The organism is Sulfurisoma sediminicola, assembly GCF_003865015.1.
Classification (GTDB): Bacteria; Pseudomonadota; Gammaproteobacteria; order Burkholderiales; family Rhodocyclaceae; genus Sulfurisoma; species Sulfurisoma sediminicola.
Map to the genome: position 1 here is coordinate 79,509 of NZ_BHVV01000008.1, position 20,577 is coordinate 100,085.

The window sequence follows — 20,577 nt, forward strand, 5'->3', positions numbered from 1 at the left end:
CAAACCTCGGTCGATTATAGCCTCGCGTCTCTTACGAAAGGCCGACGCCAGGCTGGTTCGCCCCGCTCGCGCGTGCCTCGAACGCCGCCACCGCCTGCTCGACGGTGAAGAACATCCGTTCGCGCCCGAGCCGCTCGGCCAGCGGCGTGCGCCGCACCAGATCGAGCACCTCCGGATTGAGCGCGGCCAGCCAGAGTTCCACGTTCTGCCGGCGCAGGCGCTCCTCGCTTTCGACCAGCATCTTCAGCGAGGTGTATTCGAGCCCCGGCATCGCCGCGCAATCGAACAGGAGAACTTGCGGCGGCCGGACACGCGCCAGTTCGGAAACCTTGGCGACGACGACCGCGGCGTTGCCGAAGTAGATACGCCCCTCCGGTCGAACGATCAGCATGTCCGATATCTCCTCGTCCCCTGCATGCTCGGGCGCGATCGGCCTGAACACGTTGGTCCCCGGCTTGCGGCGAATCTCGCTGACGCGCGGGTTGTTCGCCATGCTCATCAGGCCAACGAGCGAAAGCACGATGGCGACCAGAATGCCCTTAAGGGTACCGAGCATCATGACGCCAAGGCAGGCGTACAGCGCCCAGTGGAATTCCATGGTGCGCACCTTGCGGATCGCCTCGAACTCCGCCGGCGCGATGAGGCCGATGGAATAGGCGACGACAACGGCCGCCAGGGTCGCGTGGGGCATCAGCGCCAGAACCGGCGCAAGGAACAGCAGGGTGGCGAAGGCCGCCGCCGCCACCACCAGCGACGACGCCTGCGTCTGCGCCCCGGCATTGAGATTGACGGCCGTCTGCGACGTCCCGCCGCCGGCCGGCATGGAGCCGATGAAGGCACCCGCGACATTGGCGGCACCCAGCGCGAGCAATTCGCGGTTGGCGTCGATCGGCGGGTCCTCGGGCCGCACGAAGGCGCGCGCGGCCGCGATCGATTCGGTGAACGAAATCAACGCGATGCCCGCCGCCGCCGGCCACATGGCCTCGAACAGCGACGGTTGCGGCAGCTGCGGTACCGGCAGGCCACCCTGGATCGCGCCGACCACGCTCACCCCCGCCGCCTCGAGCCCGACGACGGCCGATACCGTGATGCCCGCCGCCACGGCCAGCAGGGGCGCGGGCGATCTGGGCAGGAAGCGATGGGCCAGGCCGATCACGGCCAAGGTGCCCAGGGCGACCGCGAGCGTGGGCCAGGACAGTTCGGGCACATGTCCGACGATGCTCGCCACGTCGCGGAAGAAGCCTTCCTTGTGAATATGGATGCCGAGCAGCTTGGGCAGTTGGTCGACGACGATGACGAAGCCGACGCCCGCCTTGAAGCCCGTGAGCACCGGCTCCGAGATGAAATTGGCGAGGAAGCCGAGCTTCAGAACCCGCGCCCCCATCAGCATGAGGCCGACGAGCACCGAGAGCGTCGCCGCCGCGGTGAGCGGGTCGAGGCCCGGATCCGCCCGCAGCGCCTCGCCGATCGCCGTCGCGCAGAGGATGGCGATCGGCGTCGTGGTGCTGACGCTCAACAGGCGCGAGGTGCCCAGCACGGCATAGACGACCATCGGCACCAGCGCGGCGAACAGGCCGGCCTGCACCGGCAGCTGGGCGATCGTCGCATAGGCCAGCGCCTTCGGCACGACCACGGCGGCCGTCGTGAGGCCCGGCAGCAGGTCGGCGTTCCAGCCCCCGCGCAGCCGCTGCTGCGGTCTTTCGGAGTTCTCGTTCATTGCGCCTCCGTTGTGGCGTCACCCTCGTGGCGAAGCCATCTGATTAAAGCACGAAGGCCGGGTGACACACGATGCGGGATGGCGGGACCGGTCAAGTAGAATCGAATTTCGGAAAGGATAGAAAATGTCGCCTCCATCGATGCTGCGTCCGCCTCGCTCGTCCGCACTGTGCGCCGTCGCCGCGCTGACTTGCGCCCTCGTGGCCGCCCCTGCCCTGGCCGCCGCGGAAGCGACGCCGCCACCGCCCGCGCAGATGACCTTCGACGTGAAGAAGGGAATAAAGCCGCTCGAGGGCGATCTCGACAAGATGATCGAGCGGCAAACCATACGCGTGCTGACCAGCTACAACAAGACCCACTACTTCATCGACAAGGGCATACAGCGCGGTCTGACCTACGATGCCTTCCGCCTGTTCGAGGACGACCTGAACAAGCAGTTGGCGAAGGCGCGCAAGCAGAAGCATCTCAAGGTCCGCGTGCTGTTCATTCCGGTCTCGCGCGACCAGTTGTTGCCGGCGCTGGCCGCCGGCAAGGGCGACATCGCGGCGGCGAACCTCACCGTCACGCCGGAGCGGCAGAAGCTGGTCGACTTCTCGGCACCGGTCTATCCGGACGTCAGCGAGGTCGTGGTATCCGGCCCGGCCTCGCCCGCGGTGGCGAGCGTGCAGGACCTGGCCGGCAAGCAGGTCTTCGTACGCAAGTCCTCCAGCTACTACGAGAGCCTCGTCGCACTCAACCGCGACCTCGCCGCGAAGAAGCTGCCTGCGGTGCAGATCAAGGAAGTGCCGGAGACGCTCGGCAACGAGGATCTGATCGAAATGGTGGGCGCCGGGCTGATCCCGCTCACCATCGTCGACAAGCACATCGCCGACTTCTGGAAGATGGTCTTCCCCCGCGTCACCGTGCACGACACCGTCACGGTGCGCAGCGGCGGCAGCATCGCCTGGGCGATCCGCAAGGGCAGCCCCCGGCTCAAGGCCGCGCTCGACGACTTCCTCGTCCGCCACGGCAAGGGAACCACGACCGGCAACACCCTCCTCAATCGCTACCTGAAGGACGCGAAGTACGTGAAGGACGCGACCTCGGAGACCGAGCGCAAGAAATTCCTCGCCCTGGTGCAGTACTTCCAGAGCTATGCGCAACGCTACAGCCTGGACTGGCTGCTGATGGCCGCACAGGGCTATCAGGAATCGCAGCTCGACCACAGCGCCCGCAGCAAGGTCGGGGCGATCGGCGTGATGCAGGTGATGCCGGCAACCGGCAGGGAACTCGGCGTCGGCGACGTCCGCGAACTCGAGGCGAACATCCATGCCGGCATCAAGTACACCCGGCTGATGATCGACAGGTACTACGACAAGGAACCGATGACCCAGGTCGACAAGATGCTGTTCGCCTTCGCCTCCTACAACGCCGGGCCGGCGCGCGTGCGCCAGCTGCGGCAGGAAGCGGCGCGACGCGGCTTCGATCCCAACGTCTGGTTCCACAATGTCGAGTACGTCGCCGCCGAGAAGATCGGTGCCGAGACCGTGACCTACGTCGGCAACATCTACAAGTACTACATCGCCTACAAGCTGGTCCAGGAAGCGCGGACGGAGCATGACCAGGCCGCGGCCAAGCTCAAGGCCGCCGGCAAGTAGCGCGCGTCAGCCGGGAACCGCCCATGTCGGACCGCACCCTCCGCTACCTGATCGCCGCGGTCATCGCGATGCTGCTGGTCTTCCACATCGGCAACCTGATCGCCGCCGCGTTCGGCGCGGCATGGGGTGCCGTGTCCGCCGTGGCGGTGGCCGCGGTATCGCTGCTGTCGGCTCGTCTGGCAAGAACCGGCGGCCGCAGTTCCTTCTGGTTCCTGCTGCCGACACTGCTGTTCACCATCGTGCCGACGGCGATAATGGTCTGGCGCGCCATCACCGCAGACACCGGCATCTTGCAGCGCCTGGTCGACCTGCTGCCCTTCCTCGTCGGTTTCGTCGGGCCGATCGCGTTGTTGTTCCTCGTCTACTACGAATTGCGCAAGCGCGGCCGCAGCGGCTAGCCAGGCAGCATCACCCACCGGAGGTACGGTCCATGTTCAAGCTGTTCCAGTCGATATTCGGCACGAGCGCCGAGGCCCACGGCAAGTATTCTGAAGACCTGATTGAGCGCGCCACGGAACGCGCGGTGGACGCCACCGATGCCCGCATGCGCGCCGTGTCCGGTTATCGCAAGAGCCTCCGCCCCGCGATCATCCACGCCCTCGACCACATCGTCGCCATCGTCGACGGCCTGGCGCCGCCGCTCGTGCTGAACCGCAGCGCCTTCGGCAGCAATGCCGAGGTCAGCGACTTCTTCGCCTCGGTCGAAGACATGAACCATATCCTGGCGCGCGACGCGGAGATGCGCCAGTGGCAGGCGTCCTCCGGCGCGCCCCTCGCTGACCGTGTCGTCGCTCTGCTGCTGATGACCCTGAACGAGCGCAACGTGTTTGGCGTCGCGCTCGAAGGCGACCAGCTGCGCCACGACGTCGCCCAGGTCACGGTCAGCTTCGGCAAGCACCGCTTCGCCGATCCCACGGCCGACGAACAGGAAACGCGCCGGATGCTGATGCGCCGCGCCGGCGACCACCTGCTCAGCCTCGCGCTCGGCCGCATCGCAGAGACGCACGGCGAGCGCCGCGAACTCCAGCGCGAGCGAGATCTGCTGCGGCTGAAGGTGAAGGCTTTGGCAGGCGGGCATTGGGGCTTCGACAGCGGCGACGACGCCGGCGAAGCGACCGACCCCGAGGCGGTGCAGCAGCGCATCGCCGAGATCGACGGCCAACTCGCCTCGCTCGGCAGCGGCCAGCTGCAGGCCCACCTCGACATCCTGGTCGACACGCTGACGCGTGCGGAGGAACATTTCCGCAGCGAGAAGGCGACGCTATGCATTGATCGCCAGGGCATCAAGCAGGCGCAGCCGGGGCCGATGGCGCCCGAAATCGGACTCAGCGTGCTGCGCAATGCCGTCGGCCAGAGCCTCGTCGTGCGGCTGGTCAGCATCGAGCGCGGCGACCTGCCGCCGCCGCCCGACATGCTGCGTGAAGCACAGCGCTTTCTCTAGACCCGGGGTTGCCCCGCACCGGCCGGACTTGCGCCATCAGGTACGTGTTCGATTCTGAATAAGCTCGGCGAGCGTCTTGTGTCCGCGATCGCGGGCCAGGGCCGCGGCCGTAATTCCGTTCTTGTCCGGCAATTTCGGATTGGCGCCGCGCGCCAGAAGAAGTTCCACAAGGGACCCCTGATTGGTCGCGGCCGCAATATGGAGCGGCGTGCGCCCGGACACATCCTTGACGTTGACGTCCGCGCGCAAGTCGATCAGCGCGAGGAGTGCATCCTTCGAACCCGTCGCCACCGCCGCATGCACCGGTGACATGCCCAAGGCGTCCTTGACGTCGATACGCGCACCCCTCTTCGAGAGTTCCTTGATGACCGCCGCACTATCGGTAAATGCGGCGACGAAGACCGCGGTGCGCTTGAGCCTGTCCGCCGCGTCGACGTTGGCACCTGCTTCGATGGCGCCGACCAGCGCGGCAACATCACCTCGTCCCGCGGCGGCGATGAGCCTGGCATCCTTTTCATCCAGGCCTTTGGCAGAGAAGACATAGGCGATATCTCTCGCCGGGCTGTTGGCCGGCGCCACCGAAGCGGGCGGCGCGCTTTCGCCGCATGCCGAGAGCATGGCGCAGGCCCAAATGGCTAAAAGCGTGATGGCCGGGGGGGTGTTTCTATTTTCATGAAGCTCATGGTATCCCATTCGGGGATGGCCTTGCCGGCAGCGCGCGCACGCGAACCGGGCACTGCGGCCTAGGACGATTCGGCGGCCGGTACGTGGCGATGCCAGTCTGCCGATGTCAGGTTCTGCCGTACGAAGCCGATATGGCCACGCAAGCCGTAGAAGAGATCACCGAAGGACGCAGGAATGACGATGCGGTTGACGGCGGCTTCGATGTGGTCGAGCTGCTGCAGCAACTCCTTGCGGCGCGCCTCATCCACGGACGGCTTGAAGCCCTCGCGCTCGAGCTCGAAGAGCGCCTGATACCAGCGATAGATTCGCGACTCGATGCGCCAGCGGTAGATCATGGGAGCGAACTTCAGCGCGGGCACGAGAAGAATAACGATCGGGACCATGAAAGCGAGCGTTCGGGCAATCAGGCTCGCCAGCCAGAAGGGGAAGGTCCGATAGAGAAAGCCCTTGCCCGTCGAGTAATAGCGGCTGGCATCGGGGCTGATGCGGAATTCGCCCTCCTTCGGTGACGGAAACTCGCCGTGCTTGCGAAAAATGCTGGACGACCCATGCACTTCGCGCGCAGCCTCGAGCAGCAGGTCGGACAGCGCCGGATGCAGCGAGTCGCGGGCGAGCAGTTGTACCGTCGGGCCGACCAGGTAGATGTCTTCGGGCGGGAGGTCGATTCCCAAATCCAGGGATCCCCGGGGCAGGTGCAGCTTGTTGAGGATGTTGATGCGGCGAACATAGGCGTCGGCCTGGACGAAGCTGAAGAGATGCACGTTGCCATCGCGCATCAGTTTGCGTATCACGCTCGACGCGGTGGAATCTCCCATCAGGAACACGACGTCGATGCGGCCCTCGACCAGTTCCTTGCCGGGGTCCTCGAGATCGGTCTCGTCCAGAACCGTGTCCTGCCCCGGCGTGATGCCGTTCGCCTTGAGCAGCGCCAGCGCCAGGGCGTGGGTGCCGCTGCCCGCAGGGCCGACATTCAGCCGCTGGCCCTTGAACCGGGAAAGCAGATCGCGCTTCTCGCCCCGGTAGAACACCATCAGCGGCTGATAGGAAACGCTGCCGAGGGACATGAGGTTTTCGGGCGGCTTGCTCCCGGCCTCGCCCCCGAGCACGAAACCGATATCGACGTCGGCCTTCGCATCGGCCAGACGCTTCAGATTCTCCGACGAGCCATCCGAGGGGAGAATCTTGAGCGTCACGCCATCGCGCGCGAGGATCTTCTGGTACTTCTCGGCGTTGCGCTGGAAGGTGCTTCCCGCCGGCCCGCTGGTGATGGTGAGCGAACGTGGTGCCGCCGTGTTGAGGAACAGGAACGCCGCGATGCTGATCGCAAGACAGACTGCGACGATCGAGCCGACGGAGATCACCAGTCCCCGCCCGAAGAACGCAATGAGCCGCGCCAGGGTCCGGGTCAGGTAGATTTTCGGAGACGTCATCGATATCCCCAATCGCACTTGAAAGATTCCACCATCGACTCAGGAGTTCCGGACGCCGGCCGAACGTCAGCTGCGCGCTTCGGGCACCCTAGATTTTTCTGCGTGGCACGCCACGCGGGGCGCGATGCGGAATGCCATGCGCTACTTCCGGGACGCGGTGACGGCACCGGATCCGCTGCCTTCGACCCACTCGTCGATCAGGGTGTAGGTCACGGCGAGCACGACCGGGCCGACGAAGATGCCGACGAGGCCGAGGGTGATCATGCCGCCGATGACCCCGGCGAAGATCAGCAGCAGCGGCAGGTCGGCGCCCTTCTTGATGAGGTAGGGACGCAGCACGTTGTCGAGGGTGCCGACGACCAGCGTCCACACCAGCAGGAAGGTGCCCCAGCCATTTTCGCCACTCCAGTACAGCCACACGACCGCCGGCGCCAACACCAGGATCGGTCCGAGCTGGGCGATGCAGAGCATGAACATCAGGGCAGTCAACACCGCCGCCATCGGCACGCCGGCGATGGCCAGCCCGATGCCGCCGAGCACCGCCTGGACCAGCGCGGTGACCACCACGCCCATGGCCACGCCGCGGATGGCCTGGCCGGCCAGAACGACCATGTTCTCGCCGCGTTGTCCGGCCAGGCGCCGGCCGAAGAGGGTCAGCCAGGCCGCGGCGGATTCGCCGCCGGCGTACATGAGGGCGGCGATGAGGACGGTGAGCAGCAATTGCACGAAAATCATGCCGACCGTCCCGACTTCGGCGAGGAACCATTTTTTGACGTCGTCCGCATAGGGAGTGAGCCGCGCGGCGAAATCCTGGATGCCTGCGGCAACATGCCCCTCCCAGAGCTGCTGCAGCCTCTCGCCAACCAGCGGCAGACCTGCTACCCAGTCGGGCGGCGGCGGCACCTTCGCTTCCATCAGCCACCTGCCCCAGCCGGAGATGACCTCACGATTGTCGGCGATGGTGACGATGGCAAGGAACAGTGGCACGATCAGCATCGCCAGCAGCAGCAGCGTCATCACGGCCACTGCGAGCGCCCGGATGTTCCAAAGCCGTCGCTGGACCCGGAGCATCACCGGCCAGGTCGCGACCACCACCGTCGTCGCCCAGATCACCGCCGGGATGAAGGGGCGCAGGATCCAGAACGTGGCAGCGATCAGTCCGCCGATGAACAGGACGCCCAGGGTGATCTGGGCGAGGTCACGCTGGTGTGGCTGCATGGTCGCGCGGTCCGGAAATGAGGGGATTGAGCGCGGCGATTATAGCGGCCGCCTCCTCAAGCCTGCAGGTCGGGCTCGCCGACACCCTTCAGGATGGCGGAGCGTGCGCCATCGCGCAGCCGGACCGCCGCGTTCCAGTCGCTGCCGTCGGGCACGAGCGACTCGCCGACCGTTACCCGCAGTCGCCCGCGCCGCGGTAGCCAGTGGCCTTCGCGCAGCACGTCGCGGGTGCCGGAAAGCGCGACGGGCACCACCGGCGTCGCGGTCTTCGCCGCCACGACGAAGGCCCCCATGCGGAAGGGGCGCAGGCCGGGCACGCGCGTGAAGGTGCCCTCGGGAAACACCGCGAGCGAATGGCCGGCGACCACGGCTTCGACCAGGCGCTCCGTGTCGGCCACGCCCTGCGCGAAGTCGAAACGCTCGACGAACTCCACGCCGAGGCGCTGCAGGAAAATCCGCGGCACGAAGCCACCGGCCAGCTCGCGCTTGGCCACGAAGCGCCAGCCGCCGAAGGGCAGCGCGGCGACGAAGGCGATGCCGTCGAGATAGCTGGCGTGGTTGACGACCAGCACGTGGGTGCCGTCCCGCGGCAGATTCTCCAGCCCGCTCACCTCGAGCCGGATGCCGGCGAGGCGCAGCCAGATCCGGGCCGCCGCGTGGCAGAAGCGCCATGAGTGCCTCGGCCGCGGGACGACTGCGACGACCAGCCAGACCACGACGGCGAGCAGCAGGAAGCTGCCCGCCGCCCAGAGGCCGTGCAGCCAGCCCGCCGCCGCGCGCATGCCGCGCCTAAGTTGCGGCAGCAGGCCGCCGGCGAGGAGCCGCGTCACCTGCCACCAGACCGCGCGCGGCGCGGTGACGCCGCCGCCGCCCTCGTAAAGCTCGCGGCTTGCGGCGCGGCGGATCTTGCCGCTCGAGGTCTTGAGCACGATGCGCTGCGCCGACAGCACCACGTCGTCGGCGGGCATGCCAAGCACGCCGACCACGGCCTCCTGCACGGCTAGGCGCAGCGCGTCGTCCGGCGCCCTGGCCTCGGCCGCGACCACCAGCCGCTCGGTGCCGCTCGCCGGATCGGGGCTGCCGAAGACGGCGACGCAGCCGGCGCGGATGCCCGGCACGCGGCCGACCGCTTCCTCGACTTCCTGCGGATAGACGTTGCGCCCGCCCTTGATGATGATGTCCTTGGCGCGCCCGGTCGGGTAGACCTCGCCGCCGGCGAGGTAGGCGTAGTCGCCGGAGTCGAGCCAGTCGCCGCGGATCAGCTCGGCGGTGGCGGCGGGATTGCGGAAATAGCCGGCCGTGGCCGACGGTCCGCGAAACTGCAGGCGCCCCTCGCGCCGCTCCGGCAGTTCGGCGCCGGCCCCATCGACGACGCGGATCTCGTAGCCGGGCAAGGGGCGGCCGCAGGCGACGAAGCGCAGCGCATCGCTCGCCGCCGGGGCGGGAACCGCGATACCGTGGGCGACGAAGCTCTCGCGCTCGATGCGATCGACCACCAGCCCGCGGTCCTTCGTGAACGCCAGGCCGACCGCACACTCGGCCAATCCATAGACCGGGGCGACGGCCTCGGGCCGCAGGCCGCAGGGCGCGAAGCGCTCGATGAAGCGCGCCATGGTGTCGGCATTGACCGGCTCGGCGCCGTTGAAGGCGATGCGCCACGACGACAGGTCGAGCCCGGCCAGACGCTCGGGCGCAATGCGGCGCAGGCACAGCTCGTAGGCGAAGTTGGGCGCGCCCGAGAACGTGCCGCGGTAGTCGTGGATCGCCCGCAGCCAGCGCTCGGGCGCGGCGAGGAAGGACAGCGGCGACATGACGACGAAGGGAATCGCGTAGACCAGGCTCGACAGCCAGGCGCAGATAAGCCCCATGTCGTGGTAGAGCGGCAGCCAGCTGACGAAGACGTCGTCGCGCTCGATGCGCGCGGCGCGCGCCATGGCGCGGATGTTAGCGAGCAGCTGGCCGTGGCTCAGCATCACGCCCTTGGGGTTGCCGGTGCTGCCCGAGGTGTACTGCAGCAGCGCGAGCTGATCGGCGCGCGCCGGCACCGGCACGAACTCGCTGGCGGCGGCGATGAGCTCGTCGGCGAGCACCGTGCCGCGCAGCGACTCGACGCGGCCGCGCAGCAGGCTCGCCGGCAGCGCGACCTCGGCGGTGGCGATCAGCAGCCGTGCGCCGGCGTTGGCGAGGATGGTGGCGTGGCGGCGCAGGTGGTCCTCGATCTGCGACGGCCGCGCCGGCGGATAGATCGGCACCGGCACCGCGCCGGCGAGCAGGATGCCGAGGAAGCAGGGGAAGAAGGCCGGACAGGTCGGCAGCATCAGCGCCACCGCGTCGCCGGGCGCGATCTCCCGCGCCTGCAGGCCGGCCGCCACCGCGCGCGCCTCGCGCCAGAGGCGCCCGAAGGACAGCGCCTCGGCCTTGCCTTCGTCGTCGAGATGCACGATGTGCGCGAAGTCCGGCTGCCGCGCCGCATGCCAGGCGAACACCTCGCCGAGGGTATCGAGGTCGTCGGGCGCGGGCTCCGTCGTTGCGGCCGTCGCCGCGGCAACGGGCTGCGCGGACGTCGGCATTGCCGGCTCCTGCTCGCGCCCTCCCCGGCCTTCGGCCTCCTCGATGGCGAGGAAGAAATCGCGCGGCGTCTCGGCCTCGCCGAGCAGCCGTTGCGGCAGCCGCAGCCCGAACTCGGCCTCGCAGCGCAGCAGCAGCTCGGCGCGGGCGAGGCTGTCCAGTCCCAGCGCACGCTCGAGGTGGCTGTCGAGCCGGGCCGGCGGACGTCCGGGCCCCAACTCGCGACAGAGCGCGTCGATCAGGCGCAGCAGCCGCTCGTCAACGCTCATGGGCGGACGTGGTCAAAACTGTTCCTCGCCGAGAGCCAACGCGCCGGGGCTGCCCCGGGTGACCGTCCAGGCCAGCCCCGGCGCTGCGGCGAGCACGTGATCGGCATAGAAGCGTGCGGTGACGATCTTGCCCTCGAGGAAGGAATCGGCATTGCCGGCATCGCTCTTCCTTCGCGCGGCCAGCGCCGAGCGCGCCATCATCCAGCCGCCGCTGACGATGCCCATGAGATTGAGCAGCGGTACTGCGCCGACCGCGACGCCGCGGCTATCCTGCGTCGCGTGGGCGACGACGAAGGCGGCGGCTTCCTCGAGGGCGGCCACGCCGTGCGCGAACGCGGCATGGATGGCGGCGAAATCCGCGCCCGCCGACTGTTCGAGTTCGGCCAGCGTCTGGCGCATCCGCGCGCAGGCCGCCCCGAGTGCGGCGCCGCCGTCGCGGTGGATCTTGCGCCAGAGCAGGTCGCTGGCCTGGATGCCGGTGGTGCCCTCGTAGATCGTGGTGATGCGGGCATCGCGCAGGTGCTGCGCCGCACCGGTCTCCTCGATGTAGCCCATGCCGCCGTGCACCTGCATGCCGAGCGACGCGATGTCGACGGCGTTCTCCGTGAACCAGCCCTTGACCACCGGCACCATGAGGTCGACGCAAGCCTGGTTGCGCTGCCGCTCGGCCGCATCGGGATGGCGCGTCGCGACATCCTGCGCCGCGGCGACGAAGTAGGCCAGCGCGCGCATCGCCTCGACGCGCGACTTCATCGACATCAGCATGCGCCGCACGTCGGGGTGGCGCACGATGGGCACGGCGGTAGCGGCCCCCCCGATCTCCCGCCCCTGCACCCGCTCCTTCGCATGAGCCAGCGCCTGCTGGTAGGCCCGCTCCGACAGCCCCAGGCCTTCGAGGCCGACGGCGAAGCGCGCCGCGTTCATCATCACGAACATGGCCTCGAGGCCGGCGTTGGCCGGGCCGACGAGATGGCCCGTCGCGCCGCCGTCGTCGCCGAAGCTCATCACCGCCGTCGGGCTGGCGTGGATGCCGAGCTTGTGCTCGATCGAGACGCAGCGCAGGTCGTTTCGCGGGCCGAGCGTGCCGTCGGCCTCGACGAGGAACTTCGGCACGAGGAGCAGCGAGAGGCCCTTCACGCCTTCGGGCGCCCCGGGCAGGCGGGCCAGCACGAGGTGGATGATGTTCTCCGCCAGGTCGTGCTCGCCGTAGCTGATGAAGATCTTCTGGCCGAACAGCTTGTAGCTGCCGTCGACCCGTGGCTCGGCGCGGCAGCGGATGGCGCCGAGGTCGGAGCCGGCCTGCGGCTCGGTGATGTTCATGGTGCCGGTCCAGCTGCCGGCCACCAGCTTCGGCAGAAACATCGCCTTCTGTTCCGCCGAACCGAAGCGCTCCAGCGCCTCGGCCGCGCCGAGCGTCAGCATCGAGCAGAGCGAGAAGGCCATGTTGGCCGACTTCCACATCTCCTGCACGGCCGCCGACACCAGGCCGGGCAGGCCCTGGCCCCCATGGGCCGGATCGCAGCCAAGGCCGTTCCAGCCGCCGTCGATGAACTGCCGGTACGCTTCCCCGAATCCGGGTGGCATGGTCACCACACCGTCGTGGCACCGCGTGCCAGCGCGGTCGCCGACGCGGTTGAGCGGAGACAGCACAGCGCCGGCGAAGCGCGCGGCCTCGGCGAGGATCGCCTCGACCACGTCCGCGCTCGCCTCCTCGCAACCGGGCAGCTGCGCGACGCGCCCGAGGCCGGCGATTTCGTGCAGGACGAAAGCCATGTCCCGCAGCGGGGCGAGATATTCAGCCATGTCCCGGTACCGCCGCCTCGCGCCCTCTGCTCACTTGTTCCAGAGGTAGCGGCGGTCGTCGAAGGTGCCGACCCAGTGCGGGAAATACACCACCATCAGCGTCAGCGCTGCGCCGTTGAGCCAGGCCTCGGAAAAGCCCAGCAGCAGGAAATAGGGAAAATACTCGGCGAGCAGCGTCTCGAAGGGATAGACGCCCGCCGCCGCCAGCAGGGCCGTGCCGGCCAAGCCGGTCGCCACCGCAGTCACCGCGGCGCCGAAGAATCCGGCGACGAAGACGTAGATGAAGAAGTTCGCCGGCAGCCAGCGCTCGGTCAGGCGCAGGATGGCGAAGGCGAGGAACCCCGGCAGCACCGCCATGACCAGCGCGTTGAGGGCATAGGCCTGCCAGCCGGCGCCGCCGTTGAGGGTGACTGCGGCCAGCGCCAGCGAAAGCGCGACGACCGCCAACTGGCGGCCGAACATCAGCGTCACGGTGGTGACGCCGAGCAGGTGCAGGTTGAGGCCCGGCTGCACCCCCGCCTTCAGGCTCCACATCAGCATCAGCACGACGACGGCGCCGAGCCAGATATTGAACTGGCCGTCCTCGCGCAGCCGCCGCCACGGCCCCGTGCGCAGGCACCAGAGCCAGATGCCCGCCAGCGGCAGCCAAGCCGCCCAGGCCCATGCGTCGCCGAAGAGTCCGGAGGGGAAGTTCATCCGAGCGCCTCGGTCAGTTCGGGCACGAGCTTGAAAAGGTCGCCGACGAGGCCGTAATCGGCCACCTGGAAGATCGGCGCCTCGGCGTCGCGGTTGATCGCGACGATCACCTGCGAGTCCCGCATGCCGGCCAGATGCTGGATCGCACCCGAGATGCCGATGGCGATGTAGAGCTGCGGCGCGACGATCTTGCCGGTCTGGCCGACCTGGCAGTCGTTGGGGACGAAGCCGGCATCGACCGCGGCACGCGAGGCGCCCAGCGCGGCGCCGAGCCTGTCGGCCAGCGGCTCGAGCAACCGGTGGTAATTCTCGGACGAGGCGAGCCCGCGGCCACCGGCGACGATCACCCTGGCCGCCGCGAGTTCCGGGCGCGCGGACACGGTCAACTCACGGCCGACCAGCCTGGACAAGCCCAGATCGGGACCTGGGGCGATGGCTTCGACGGCCGCAGCCCCACCCTGCCCTGCCGCATCGAAGGCGGTGGTACGGACGGTGATGACTTTCAGCACGTCGGTCGATTTCACCGTGGCCAGGGCGTTGCCGGCGTAGATCGGCCGTACGAAGATGTCGGGCGATTCGACCGCGACGATGTCGGAAATCTGCGCGACGTCGCACAGCGCAGCCACCCGCGGCAGCATGTTCCTGCCATGGGTCGTGGCCGCCGCGAGGATGTGGGTATAAGCGCCGTCACCCTGCGCGAGCTGCACCGCCAGCGCCGCCTCGTTCTCGGCGGTCTGTTCGGCGTAGTGCGGCGCATCGGCGACCAGCACTTTCGCCACGCCGGCGATTGCGGCCGCGGCCTGCGCCGCGCCTGTGCAGGCGCTGCCGGCGACGAGGACATGAATCTCCGCACCCGAATGAGCGCCGATCCTGGCGGCGGCGGTGACGGCCGGGAGCGTCGCCGCCTTGAGGCCGGCGTTGTCGTGTTCGGCGATGACCAGTATGGGCATGGTCAGATCACCTTCGCTTCGTTCTTCAGCTTCGCCACCAGTTCGGCGACGTCGGCGACGCGGATGCCGGCATGGCGCGGCGGCGGCTCGGCGACCCCGAGGGTCTGCAGCCGCGGCGCCACGTCGACGGCGAGGTCGGCGGGCTTGAACACCTCGAGCGGCTTCTTCTTCGCCTTCATGATGTTGGGCAGCGTGGCGTAGCGCGGCTCGTTGAGGCGCAGGTCGGTGGTCACCACGGCCGGCAGCGGCATCTCGAGCGTCTCGACGCCGCCGTCGATCTCGCGCGTCACCGTGGCGCGGCCGTTGGCGACGAGCAGTTTCGAGGCGAAGGTCGCCTGCGGCCAGCCGAGCAGCGCGGCCAGCATCTGGCCGGTCTGGTTGGCGTCGTCGTCGATCGCCTGCTTGCCGAGGATCACCAGCTGCGGCGCTTCCCGCGCCACGATCGCGTGGAGCAGCCTGGCCACGGCCAGCGGCTGCAGTTCGGCCTCCGTCTCGACCAGGATGGCGCGGTCGGCACCGAGCGCCATCGCCGTGCGCAGCGTCTCCTGGCAGGCCGCCGTGCCCGCGCTCAGCGCCACGACCTCGCTGGCGATGCCGGCTTCCCTGAGGCGCAGCGCCTCCTCGACCGCGATCTCGTCGAAGGGGTTCATCGCCATCTTGACGTTGGCCAGATCGACGCCGGAGCCGTCGGCCTTGACGCGCACCCTGACGTTGTAGTCGATCACCCGCTTGACGGGCACCAGTATCTTCATTTCATGAGAGTCCATCTAACTTTTATGGTCGCTGGCGCCACCCCCGTGCATGAAACACGCACAAGCAACAAACGCCCACCCCTCCCATCCTCCCCTCGCGGGGAGGCGACTGATTTGCTCGCTACGCTCGATGGATGGCGCGAGGACAAATTTTCGTTGTTGCACGTCAATCGCGGCGTGCCGCCACCGCCGACTTTTCCGCGGCGACCCACGCCGCGAGCTGCTTGCCCAGTTCCTGCACCGCGGCCGCCGCCGCGGCGACGCCGCCGCGGGCATCGCTGCCGGCCGGATGCTCGACGGCGAAGCTGCGTGCCGCCAGCGTCTGCTCGCCGTGGCACATCAGCCTGGCCCTTGCCGCGAGCCCCAGGCGACTTGCCTGGGGTGTATCGAAGGTCTGCACCAGCTCATCGAGCTCGAGGCGCAGGCGGCAGGGCAGCGCCGCCTCGCCGCCCGCGGCCACCGCGCGCCGGCGCAAGGCCTGTTCGAGCAGCTCCGCCGGCGGTGCGGCCCAGCGGCTGTCGGTGTAGGTGCGGCGGCGCGCACCGTCGTCGTAGGCGAGGCGATACTGCATGGCCGGGGTGCCGAGCCAGGACGGCGCGGCGACATCGATGCGCTGCAGCGCCGGCGCCGCCCACCCTGCCGCCGCCGTGCCGAAGTCGAACACGGCCGCCTCGTTCTGGCGCACGTTGTTGGGCACGCAGCCGGCCATGGCCAGCGCCGCCAGGAGGGAAAGAAGGATGCGCATCGTCGTCTGCTCCCGTTTCAGCGCGGGGCCGTGGCGGCCGCCCCGAAGCCCGGCTCGCCCGGACCCGGCGCGGCCGGGCCGCGCCCGAAAATGAAGGCCTGCGGCGAATCGTCGACCATTTCGAGGATCCGCGTCATCTGCCGCGAGCTGGTCTGCAGGTCGCGCAGCAGGGCATTGACCCGCGGCAGGGTATCGGCCCCGGCCTCGCCGGCGACCTGGTCGAGCCGCTGCGACAGCGCCGTCATCGTCTTCACCATCTCACGCACTTCGGCGGTCAGCGGCGCCGCCTCGCCGGCGGCCTTTTCGAGGTGCGCCAGCAGCGCGTTCATGCGCTTGATGTTGGCGTCGGAGAGCATCTCGCGCATCGCCGCGATCACCTTGGGCAGTTCCTTGAGCCCCTCGGACGCCGTCGCGACGTTCTCGACCGTGCGCGACAGGTTCTGCATGTTCTTCTCGTTCATCAAGGCCGACATGCGCTTCGCCACCTCCGACAGCTGGCTGGCGATGTCGCCGCCCCTCTCGGTGAGCGACTCGAACAGCGAGGCCTTCATGCCGATGCGCGGCAGCTCGCCGCCCTTGGCCTCGAGCCGCTCCTCGCTGCTGCCGTCATCCTCGAGTTGGATGTAGGCCAGTCCTGTCAGCCCCTGGTAGCCCATGCGGGCGACGGTCTTCGTCGTGACCGGATACTTGCGGTCGAGGCTGATGCGGATGAGGATCAGCCGCCGGTCCTTGGCGTCGGCATCGATGCTCTCGACCTTGCCGGCGCGGATGCCGCGGTAACGCACCTGGGCCTGGAGGTTGAGGCCGGTGACGTCGCGGGCGGTCTCGATCAGGTAGAAATCGGCCTTCTCGGCGCGCAGCCCGCCGAGCCACCACAGCCCCAGCGCCGAGGCGAGACCCAGCAGCAGGACGAAGATGCCGGCGGCGAGGGCGTGAGCGCGGTTTTCCATTGATTAACGTGAACCAACGTTATTTGGCGCCGGGTCCATCCTCTCGCGCAGCGAACTGGATAGTCGCCTCCCCTGCGAGGGGGAGGGCGGGAGGGGGCGGGACGTCTTGCCGCTTTTCGCGTGTTTCATCATCGGCGGGTGGTTTTCACGGACCATCAGCGTTAACGGTGTTGGGCGTTCTGCAGCGCGCGGCTGCTGCGCTCCGACAGGAAGAAGTTGCGAATGAAGGGATGATCGACGCGGATCACCTTGTCGATCGAATCATAAGCAAGGATGCGATGTTCGGCCAGCACGGCGACGCGGGTGGCGAGCGCGGCGAGGGTGTCGAGGTCGTGGGTCACCAGCATCACCGTCAGCCCCAGCTCTCTGCCGAGCGTCCGCGTCAGGCGCACGAAGCTGTCGGAGCGGTCCGGGTCGAGGCCGGAGGTCGGCTCGTCGAGCAGCAGTAATTCCGGCTCCAGCGCCAGGGCCCGCGCCAACGCCACGCGCTTGACCATGCCGCCGGACAGCTCGGCCGGCATCAGGGCGCCGTGGCGCGGCAGCAGCTCGACCATCTCGAGCTTGAGCAGCACCAGGTCGTGGATGGTCCCCTCGTCGAAGCGCTTGAGTTCGCGCAGCGGAAAGGCGATGTTGTCGAAGACGCTGAAGGCCGAGAACAGGGCGCCGTGCTGGAACAGCACGCCGAAACGCCGCCGCAGCGCGCGTTCGCGGGAGACAGAGCCGCCGAACAGCGGTTCGCCGAAGATCCGGATCTCCCCCCGGGTCGGCGTCAGCAGGCCGATCAGCTGCCGCAGCAGCGTGGTCTTGCCGCTGCCGGAGCCGCCGACCAGCGCCACCAGTTCGCCGGCCGCCACCTCGAAGTTCAGGCCCTGGTGCACCCAGACCTCGCCGAAGCGGGTATGGAGATCGCGGACGGAAATGACGGGAACGCTCATATGCCTCCCACCCCCCGTCCCCCGCCCAGGCGGGGGTGACGGATGTTCGCCGCTGCGCGGCTCCGGTTGTTTGACTGCACCGCCCTTGGGGCGGCCCGGCGGGCGGCGCTCATATCGCTCGTGGCAGGCCGATGCTGCGCGTGGCGACGGCGAAGATCGCGTCGGCGATGATGACCAGGGTGATCGCCGTCACCACCGAGGCCGTGGTGTTGGCGGAGAGGCTTTCCGTATTGGGCCGCACGCGCAGGCCGAAATGGCAGGCGACCAGCGCGACCAGGATGCCGAACACCAGCCCCTTGGCGAGGCCGATCCAGAGGTTGGCGGCGGGCACCGCCCGCGGCAGCGTCTGCAGGAAGAAGCCGTAGCTGATGTCGAGCTGCAGCTGCGCCGAGACCATGCCGCCGATCAGCGCGATGGCCGTCGTCCACAGCGTCAGCAGCGGCATCGCGATCGCCAGCGCCACCACCTTGGGGAATACCAGCCGCAGGCTCTTCGATACGCCCATGGTGGCGAGCGCATCGATTTCCTCGGTGACGCGCATCACGCCGAGCTGGGCGGTCATGGCCGAACCCGAACGGCCAGCCACCAGCAGCGCCACCAGCACCGGGCCGAGCTCGCGGATGATGCCCATGCCCAAGATGTTGACGATGAAGACGTCGGCGCCGAAGTTCCTGAGCTGCAGCGCGGAAAGGTAGGAGAGGACGATGCCGATGAGGAAGCCGACCAGCGCCGTGACCGGCATGGCGCGCACGCCGCTCTTGTAGAGATTGGCGGAAATCTCGCGCCGCGGCAGATCCTGCGGGCTGCGCAGCAGGTGCAGAACGTCGAGGACGATCTGGCCGAGCAGCGCGACGAAATCGACGATGTGCCGCCAGAAACCCATCGCGGCCAAGCCGACGGTGACCACCGGGTCGAGCAGCGAGCGCGGCGCCGCCGTGGGCGCCGGCTCGTGGTCGGCCGCGTCGATGCGTTCGAAGATGCGCAGATGCTCGGAGCGCGCCAGCAGCAGCTCGGGCAGGGCTCGACCCCAGGCGCGCCACAGCAGCATGGCGCCGGCCGAATCGAGCGCTTCGATGCCGAGGCAGTCCCAGGTCGCATCCTCGTCGTGGCCGTGCTCGGCCAGCTGCCGGCCCAGTGCCGCGGCCTCGTCGGCGATCGCCGCCAGGGTCCAGCGCCCGGACAGGCCGATGGTGCAACCGACGTCCGGGTGCTGTTCAACCTGGATCAGCGGCCCGGCCACTCAGTCCTTCGGGCGCCTGTGGCGCAGCTTGAGCTCCAGTCCCACCGCCGCCCATTGACGCACCTCGTCGTCGAGGCCGGTCGCGGTGAGCGGCACGCCTTCCAGCCAGTCGGCGGCGACGGTGAGCTGGAAACCGCGGGGCGTGAGGGCGGCCTCGATCGGTGCTTCGCGGTCGTCGTCGCGGGCCCGGTGCAGCAGCGAGGCGGTGCGCAGCGCGAAGATCATCAGCCAGTCGGCACTGTCGTGGGCCGCCAGCGAGACGCGCTCGAGCTTGCCGCGATGGCCGAGCACGACGCGCGCCAGCCGCGACTGGTCGCGCCGCGAGAAGCCCGGCATGTCGGCATTGCCGAGAATGTAGGCGCTGTGCTTGTGGTAGCTGGAGTGGGCGACCGATATGCCGATCTCGTGCAGGCGCGCCGCCCAGACGAGGAACTGGGCGTCGATGTGCTCGGGAGCGCGCGACTCGGGCAGGACCTGGTGCAGCAGCTTCAGCGCCGTCATGCTCACCCGCGCCACCTGGCGCCGATCGACGGTGTAGCGCTGCATGAACTGGTTGACCGTCGCCTCGCGCAGGTCGTCGTGGTGATAACGGCCGAGCAGGTCGTAGAGCACGCCGAGGCGCAGCGCGCCCTCGGAAAACTCCATGCGCTCGAGGCCGAATTCCTTGAAGGCCGCCGACATGATGGCGACGCCACCCGGCAGCACCGGAATGCGGTCGGCGCGCAGGCCCTCGAGCTGCAGGCGGCCGGCATCGCCGGCACGCACCAGCCGCGCCCGCAGCTCGTCGAGGCCCTCGCGGGTTATGCCGCGCTCCGACAGGCCGTTGAGTTCGAGCAGGTCGGCGATGGCCTTGGCCGTGCCCGAGGAACCGACCGCTTCCTCCCAGCCGGTCTCCTTGTAGGCATGGGCGATGCCCTGCAGCTCGCGCCGCGCGGCCAGCTCGGCCTCCTTCATCGAGCGCTTGTCGACGCGACCGTCGGGAAAGAAGCGCAGGCTGTAGCTGACGCAGCCCATGTAGAGCGACTCGAGCTGCAGCGGCTTGAAGTTGCGGCCGACGATGAATTCGGTGGAGCCGCCGCCGATGTCCATCACCAGTTGCTGGGTGCCCGGATTGGGCAGGGTGTGGGCGACGCCGAGATAGATCAGGCGGGCCTCCTCGCGGCCGGCGATGATCTCGATGGGGAAGCCCAGCGCCGCCTCGGCCTCGGGCAGGAAGGCGTCGGCGTTCTTGGCCACGCGCAGGCTGTTGGTCGCCACCGCCCGCACCGCGCCGGGCGCGAAGCCGCGCAGGCGCTCGCCGAAGCGCGACAGCGCATCGATCGCGCGCAATTGCGCCGCGGCATCGAGGGTCTTCTCGGGCGTGATGCCCGCCGCCAGCCGCACCGTCTCCTTGAGGCCGTCAAGGGGATAGATCTGGTTGCCGACCACGCGTCCGACCTGCAGGCGGAAGCTGTTCGACCCAAGGTCGACGGCGGCGATGAGCTCGTAATCCACGGCGGTATCGGCGGAGCAGTTCCGAAGGATGGTGGCCGATTTTAGCAGC

17 protein-coding genes are annotated in these 20,577 nt (G+C 68.7%); 3 read left to right on the forward strand and 14 right to left on the reverse strand.

Translation table 11 applies throughout. The annotated features are described in order from the left end of the window. Positions 1-31: 31 nt before the first annotated feature. Positions 32-1,717 carry a SulP family inorganic anion transporter gene (locus EJE94_RS11920; protein WP_121241766.1) on the reverse strand — a complete coding sequence of 562 codons (1,686 nt, stop codon included), beginning with the start codon at positions 1,715-1,717 and terminating at the stop codon, positions 32-34. A 124-nt stretch (positions 1,718-1,841) separates the two neighbouring features. Between EJE94_RS11920 and EJE94_RS11925 the strand changes: the two genes are divergently transcribed. From EJE94_RS11925 to EJE94_RS11935, 3 genes are read left to right on the forward strand one after another with little or no spacing between them, the layout of a single operon-like run. Then, positions 1,842-3,353: an MltF family protein gene (locus tag EJE94_RS11925; protein WP_207855952.1), complete on the forward strand. Its 1,512-nt coding sequence runs from the start codon at positions 1,842-1,844 to the stop codon at positions 3,351-3,353. A 23-nt stretch (positions 3,354-3,376) separates the two neighbouring features. Then, a complete protein-coding gene (locus EJE94_RS11930; protein WP_121241770.1) occupies positions 3,377-3,751 on the forward strand; it encodes a hypothetical protein in 375 nt (124 codons plus the stop codon). 32 nt (positions 3,752-3,783) lie between these two features. After that, entirely contained in the window at positions 3,784-4,794 is a 1,011-nt protein-coding gene (locus tag EJE94_RS11935; RefSeq protein ID WP_121241772.1) for a hypothetical protein, read from the forward strand. 36 nt (positions 4,795-4,830) lie between these two features. Here the strand turns inward: EJE94_RS11935 and EJE94_RS11940 are convergent, their stop codons facing one another. The 13 genes from EJE94_RS11940 to ppx form a co-directional block, all read right to left on the reverse strand. Continuing rightward, on the reverse strand, positions 4,831-5,487 hold the full coding sequence (locus EJE94_RS11940) for an ankyrin repeat domain-containing protein (RefSeq protein WP_124962458.1): 657 nt from the start codon (positions 5,485-5,487) through the stop codon (positions 4,831-4,833). A gap of 50 nt (positions 5,488-5,537) precedes the next feature. Then, a complete protein-coding gene (locus EJE94_RS11945; RefSeq protein WP_121241776.1) occupies positions 5,538-6,908 on the reverse strand; it encodes a TAXI family TRAP transporter solute-binding subunit in 1,371 nt (456 codons plus the stop codon). Positions 6,909-7,049: 141 nt separating this feature from the next. Continuing rightward, positions 7,050-8,126, reverse strand: a complete 1,077-nt coding sequence (gene ydiK / locus EJE94_RS11950; RefSeq protein WP_121241778.1) for an AI-2E family transporter YdiK — start codon at positions 8,124-8,126, stop codon at positions 7,050-7,052. A gap of 56 nt (positions 8,127-8,182) precedes the next feature. Beyond that, complete coding sequence (locus EJE94_RS11955) at positions 8,183-10,963, reverse strand: AMP-binding protein (protein ID WP_121241780.1); 2,781 nt, start codon at positions 10,961-10,963, stop codon at positions 8,183-8,185. Between the two features lie 12 nt (positions 10,964-10,975). After that, positions 10,976-12,766, reverse strand: coding sequence for an acyl-CoA dehydrogenase (locus EJE94_RS11960; RefSeq protein WP_121241782.1), 1,791 nt, complete (start codon positions 12,764-12,766; stop codon positions 10,976-10,978). 30 nt (positions 12,767-12,796) lie between these two features. After that, a complete protein-coding gene (locus tag EJE94_RS11965) occupies positions 12,797-13,462 on the reverse strand; it encodes an energy-coupling factor ABC transporter permease (protein ID WP_121241785.1) in 666 nt (221 codons plus the stop codon). Beyond that, positions 13,459-14,412: an electron transfer flavoprotein subunit alpha/FixB family protein gene (locus EJE94_RS11970; protein WP_121241787.1), complete on the reverse strand. Its 954-nt coding sequence runs from the start codon at positions 14,410-14,412 to the stop codon at positions 13,459-13,461. Before EJE94_RS11970 ends, EJE94_RS11965 begins: the two co-directional genes overlap by 4 nt. A 2-nt stretch (positions 14,413-14,414) precedes the next feature. After that, entirely contained in the window at positions 14,415-15,164 is a 750-nt protein-coding gene (locus tag EJE94_RS11975) for an electron transfer flavoprotein subunit beta/FixA family protein (protein WP_121241789.1), read from the reverse strand. Positions 15,165-15,330: 166 nt separating this feature from the next. Continuing rightward, positions 15,331-15,909, reverse strand: coding sequence for an ABC-type transport auxiliary lipoprotein family protein (locus tag EJE94_RS11980; RefSeq protein WP_121241791.1), 579 nt, complete (start codon positions 15,907-15,909; stop codon positions 15,331-15,333). A 17-nt stretch (positions 15,910-15,926) separates the two neighbouring features. Continuing rightward, the gene (locus tag EJE94_RS11985; protein ID WP_121241793.1) at positions 15,927-16,859 is read right to left on the reverse strand and encodes an MlaD family protein; all 933 of its coding nucleotides are present in this window, start codon (positions 16,857-16,859) and stop codon (positions 15,927-15,929) included. A gap of 161 nt (positions 16,860-17,020) precedes the next feature. Further along, positions 17,021-17,794, reverse strand: coding sequence for an ABC transporter ATP-binding protein (locus EJE94_RS11990; protein WP_121241795.1), 774 nt, complete (start codon positions 17,792-17,794; stop codon positions 17,021-17,023). Between the two features lie 109 nt (positions 17,795-17,903). Further along, a complete protein-coding gene (locus EJE94_RS11995; protein ID WP_243642606.1) occupies positions 17,904-19,034 on the reverse strand; it encodes an MlaE family ABC transporter permease in 1,131 nt (376 codons plus the stop codon). Next, positions 19,035-20,528 (reverse strand): exopolyphosphatase, encoded by a 1,494-nt coding sequence (gene ppx / locus EJE94_RS12000; RefSeq protein ID WP_121241797.1) that lies wholly within the window; start codon positions 20,526-20,528, stop codon positions 19,035-19,037. Between the last annotated feature and the right edge of the window lie 49 nt (positions 20,529-20,577).